The 4348-nt window shown below is 61.2% G+C and carries 5 protein-coding genes and 1 pseudogene; 2 read left to right on the top strand and 4 right to left on the bottom strand.

The features are described 5' to 3' along the window. Positions 1-429 (top strand): acyl-CoA dehydrogenase family protein (locus tag EPO09_RS01055; protein WP_290639310.1); only part of this gene is annotated, 429 nt, incomplete at its 5' end. Positions 430-445: 16 nt separating this feature from the next. On the opposite strand, the gene EPO09_RS01050 is transcribed toward EPO09_RS01055, so the two are convergent. Genes EPO09_RS01050 through EPO09_RS01040 form a run of 3 tightly spaced genes read right to left on the bottom strand, consistent with a single transcriptional unit; the run spans position 446 to position 3488 of the window. Next, complete coding sequence (locus tag EPO09_RS01050; RefSeq protein WP_290639308.1) at positions 446-1336, bottom strand: ion channel; 891 nt, start codon at positions 1334-1336, stop codon at positions 446-448. 35 nt (positions 1337-1371) lie between these two features. Further along, positions 1372-2646, bottom strand: a complete 1275-nt coding sequence (locus tag EPO09_RS01045) for a YncE family protein (protein WP_290639306.1) — start codon at positions 2644-2646, stop codon at positions 1372-1374. 26 nt (positions 2647-2672) lie between these two features. Further along, positions 2673-3488, bottom strand: a complete 816-nt coding sequence (locus EPO09_RS01040; protein ID WP_290639304.1) for a creatininase family protein — start codon at positions 3486-3488, stop codon at positions 2673-2675. Positions 3489-3529: 41 nt separating this feature from the next. Here EPO09_RS01040 and EPO09_RS01035 point away from each other — a divergent pair, with 41 nt between their 5' ends. Then, on the top strand, positions 3530-4141 hold the full coding sequence (locus tag EPO09_RS01035) for a TetR/AcrR family transcriptional regulator (RefSeq protein WP_290639303.1): 612 nt from the start codon (positions 3530-3532) through the stop codon (positions 4139-4141). A gap of 24 nt (positions 4142-4165) precedes the next feature. Here the strand turns inward: EPO09_RS01035 and EPO09_RS01030 are convergent. After that, positions 4166-4348 (bottom strand): annotated as a pseudogene (locus tag EPO09_RS01030) (peptidoglycan-associated lipoprotein); the annotation flags it as partial.

Below are 4348 nucleotides of genomic sequence, written 5' to 3'. Positions count from 1 at the left end.
CTCTCAGGCGGCCCGCTGGGCATCATGCAGGCCGTGATGGACAACATCGTGCCCTACATCCACGAGCGCAAGCAGTTTGGCCAGGCCATTGGCGAGTTCCAGCTCCTGCAAGGCAAGGTAGCTGACATGTACACCATGCAGCAAGCGGTCAAATCGTTTGCCTACACGGTGGCCAAGAACCTCGACAACCTGGGCGACAAGCACGCCCGCCATGTGCGCAAGGACTGCGCCGCGCTGATCCTGATGGCCGCCGAGAAGGCCACCTGGATGGCCTCCGAGGGCATCCAGATCTTCGGCGGCAACGGCTACATCAACGAGTACCCGCTGGGCCGCCTGTGGCGTGACGCCAAGCTGTACGAGATAGGCGCAGGTACATCCGAGATCCGCCGCATGCTGATCGGGCGGGAGTTGTTTGCCGAGACGATGTGATCAAGCCCGCGCAGCCTCACGCCTGGCTCGCCTCCACCTCATGAAAGCGAGTGAGGTCCACCACCCGGCTGCCATCAGGCATGAGGCGTAGCACGTCCACAAAGCGCGCGTCAAAAGCGACGTCGGCCCATTCATAGTCATGCACCGCATGCACGGCCGCTGCCACTGTTTCGTCGTGCCCGGTCAGGGATACGGCGATGCGGATCTGGTCGGCTTGCAGTGACTGCGTCGTCGCACCGAACAAGGGGCTGCGCTCGTCAATCTCGTGGATCAAGGTCCACGTCAGGTTGAAGACCTGTGTCCGCTCCCGCACGAGTGTCAAATCGTGGATGCGGTAATACGCTTCGCCATCCTGCAGTCGCTCCAGGCGCACCACAGACAACATGGCGCTGACATCCACAATGCGGTTGTAGCGCTCATTGGCCACACGCAGCATCAGCACACGCTTGCCATCGAACTGGCGAATCACCGCCTTTTCACTGAACAGAACCCGGGCCTTGGGTTTGGCAAAGCGCGCAAAGATCAGGCCCGTCATCAAGGCCACGGCCGTCATGCCCAGCATGATCTCCAGCACGGCGATGAAGTGGCCCACCGTGTTGGCAGGCGACATCTCGCCATAGCCCACCGTGGCCATGGTCTCCACACTGAAGAAGAAGTAGTCCTGGAAAACGCCTGGCCTGGCGTTCGCCACGCTACCGGGCACGAGCCAGCAAGCCAGCGCGAACAAGGCGTTCAGCGCCACGAAGACGCACACCAGCAACCCGAAGAAGCGGGGCCAGGTCAGGGTCAGAACAAAGTGGTAAGGGTCCACCAGCCCGACAGCATGCTGCTGCCCCTTGGCCAGCACGTTCGTCTGACCAACCCGAACCTGCCTGACGCGATCGCGATGTGGTGGATGCTTTTTCATGGCCCGTTTTTACCTGAAAACGAGCCAGGGTTTCGTCAGCGCAAATTGCCCGTGTGCCCCAGGCAGTACCGGCCCGGCTGCGGCCACACCACCAGCCCATGCGGCTCGGCCCCCACCTTGAGTTCTTTCACGCTGCCATTGCCTGTGTCCACGCGATAGACCACGTCATCAAAGCGCCCTGAGAGCCACAGCCACTTGCCATCGGCGCTCACATTGCCCATGTCAGGGCTGCCGCCGCCAGGGATGGGCCAGCGGGCAGCCACCTTCTCTGTAGCGAAATCGATCACCGTCACACTGCCGGGCCCGTGGCGATCGCCGTGGATCTTGTGTGAGCCACGATTGGCCACATACAGGCTCTTGCCATCACGGCTGGGATACAGGCCGTGCGCGGCCACACCCGTGGTGATGAAACCGATTTCCTTGAGCGCATCGCCATCGAGGATGTGCACGCCATCGGCCTCCATGTCAGCCACATAGAAATGCTTGCCGTCGGGCGAGATGCGGATATCTTGCGGCATACCTTTCTTCGATGTGCAGATTTCGGTATCAGGCAGGCCCTGAGGTACGGGCTTGTCCTTCAAGCGTGTCGCAGGCATCTTGAGCTTGAGGTAGCCCAGCACTTCGCGCTTGACCAGGTCGATCTTGGCCACGCTGCCTTCGAACTCGCAGGTGAAGATGGCGTAGCGCCCATCGATCGAGAAGTCGGCGTGATTGATGCCACCGCACTGGGGCACATCGATCGAGTACTGCATCGCCATGGTGTGCGCATCGCGGAAGTCCAGGCGATGGCGCGCTTCAGCCACCACGATGGCCGATTTGCCATCGGGAGAGAAGTACATGTTGTACGGGTCATCCACAGCCACGTTCTTGCCGGGCTTGCCCGTGCGCGGATCCACTGGCGTGAGGCTGCCGGTAAGCTTGCGCTCGGCATTGTTGGCCACCCACAAGGTGCGCAAATCCCATGAGGGAATCACGTGTTGCGGCGCATCGCCCACCTTGAACTTGTCGACCACCTTCATCGCAGCAGGGTCGATCACATACACATCTTTGGAGCGCAGATTGGGCACATAGATGCGCTCCAGATCATCCTTGAGCGCAGGCAGGATCTTGGCCGGGCCATTGGTTTCGCTGTACACATTGCGTGGATCCACAACCGGCGGCATGCCGGGCACGGTCGTGACACCCGGGCTCGCGCTGACAACAGCGGGTTGTTGTGCGGACACGGTGCCATAGGCCAGCAAGGCGGACACGGCAGCGGCGGTAGCGGCCAGGGCCAGGCCACCAGCCAGAATCTTGTTGTTCGAGGACATGCGCTCTCCAGGGGGCAATAGTGGGATCAACGTGCGCGCTGCGCCGCACGGATCGCTGTAAGCGATGATTCCACAATGTGATGCACACCGATCTGACCCAGATCAGCGGTCGCGCGACGAGGGTCGCCATGAACGCCATTGTGCGCCCCGGTTGCGCCGGCTTGCGCCAAGGCTTCCGTGCGAACCAGCTTGGGATCGATCGCCAGGGTCAAGGCCGTATCGGCCAAGCCAGCATGGGTGCCGATTTCTGCCTCGCTGAAGCCGCGCTTCTTGAGGTCGGCCACATAAGCCGTTTGCGTCACGCGGTAGTAGTCAGTCAGGGCCAACACGCGGCAACTCGGGTCTTGGGCCCATTCCTTGTTGAGTTTGGCGGCCACACGCTCTTCACTCTTTTGATAGCCGCCATGGTCCCCCAGAAACACGAGGTCTCGGAATCCATGCTGTTTGAAGCTGCGTGCCGTGGCCTCCAACATGGCCTCGAACACGGCATCGGGCAGCGAGATGGTACCGGTAAACCGCATGTGGGCCACAGGGGGCGTGATGCTGCCCTCCGGCACGTAGGCGATCACCGGCGCCACGACGGCATTGCCCAATCCTTGGGCAATCTGCCCGGCCAGCACACGTGCGCGCACATTGTGCTTGCCCAGCACCATGTGTGGCCCGTTCTGCTCGGTGCCACCAATGGGAATCAGCACGGTGGTGCTGCCTGCGGTGACGCGAGCCTGCAACTCGGGCGAGGTCATGTCCTCGATATAGGGGCTGGATGCTGCTTGCGCCAGGCCGGCCGCAGCAAACAGACACACGCTCACGCCATGAGCCAAAAAGTGATGCCAAGGTTTCATGCCCGCATCCTAACGCCGCAGCCAGGATGGACAATAAGCACATGGACAACGTTGGCAATCCCACCCGCAGCTACCACCACGGCAATCTGCGCGCCGCATTGATCGAAGCAGGTCTGGCTGCCCTTGAAAAAGGTGACGAGGCCGGGTTCAGCCTGCGCGCAGTTGCCCGCGAGGTCGGCGTATCAGCCAATGCAGCCTACCGGCACTTTGCCAGCAAGGATGATTTGCTGAGCGCACTGGCGGCTGAGGGTTTTCGACGCTTTGCCGCACAGCAGGCGGCGGCAGCCCAGTCAAGCAGGGACGTCCTCGATTTGCAATCGGCCACGGCGAAAGCCTACGTGTCTTTTGCGCAAGCACATCCCGCCCTGTTCAGATTGATGTTCAGCCGATTTCTATATGCCAGCAGCAGTGAGGATCTGAAGGCCGCAGCCATGTCGGCGTTCGAGTTGTTGCTCGCCTCGTCAGCACAGCAAGCCGGAGCAGAACCTCTCAGCGAACAAGCGTTGATGACCGCCATCGCCAACTGGAGCATGGTGCATGGCCTGAGCCATCTGCTACTGGATGGGCAGCTGAACGCCTTCGGGTTCAGCGTGGACAAGATGATCGAAGGTATTGTTTACCTGCAAAGAACAGGACGGCGCGATCAAGCCTGACCACCCCGCCCTGCAGCTTTGGCCTTATTTCTGCTTGACCAACTGGACGAAGTCAACGCGGCGGTTCTGAGACCAGCACGACTCCTCATGGCAAGCTGCCTTGGGCTTTTCCTTGCCAAAGCTGATGGACTCGATGGCACCCTCAGGCGCCCCCAACAGCATCAAGGCCTTGCGAACGGCTTCGGCTCGCTTCTGGCCCAAGGCCAG

This window comes from Aquabacterium sp. (genome assembly GCF_004297345.1).
In the GTDB taxonomy this organism is placed as follows: Bacteria; Pseudomonadota; Gammaproteobacteria; order Burkholderiales; family Burkholderiaceae_C; genus Aquabacterium.
The sequence above is the reverse complement of the archived record's forward strand: the minus strand, read 5'-3'. Positions and strand labels throughout refer to the sequence as shown.

What these genes read in the sequence shown, in the direction of transcription:
- EPO09_RS01050 (WP_290639308.1), bottom strand. Translation starts at nt 1,336, where the DNA reads ATGAAAAAGCATCCACCACATCGCGATCGCGTCAGGCAGGTTCGGGTT.
- EPO09_RS01045 (WP_290639306.1), bottom strand. Translation starts at nt 2,646, where the DNA reads ATGTCCTCGAACAACAAGATTCTGGCTGGTGGCCTGGCCCTGGCCGCT.
- EPO09_RS01040 (WP_290639304.1), bottom strand. Translation starts at nt 3,488, where the DNA reads ATGAAACCTTGGCATCACTTTTTGGCTCATGGCGTGAGCGTGTGTCTG.
- EPO09_RS01035 (WP_290639303.1), top strand. Translation starts at nt 3,530, where the DNA reads ATGGACAACGTTGGCAATCCCACCCGCAGCTACCACCACGGCAATCTG.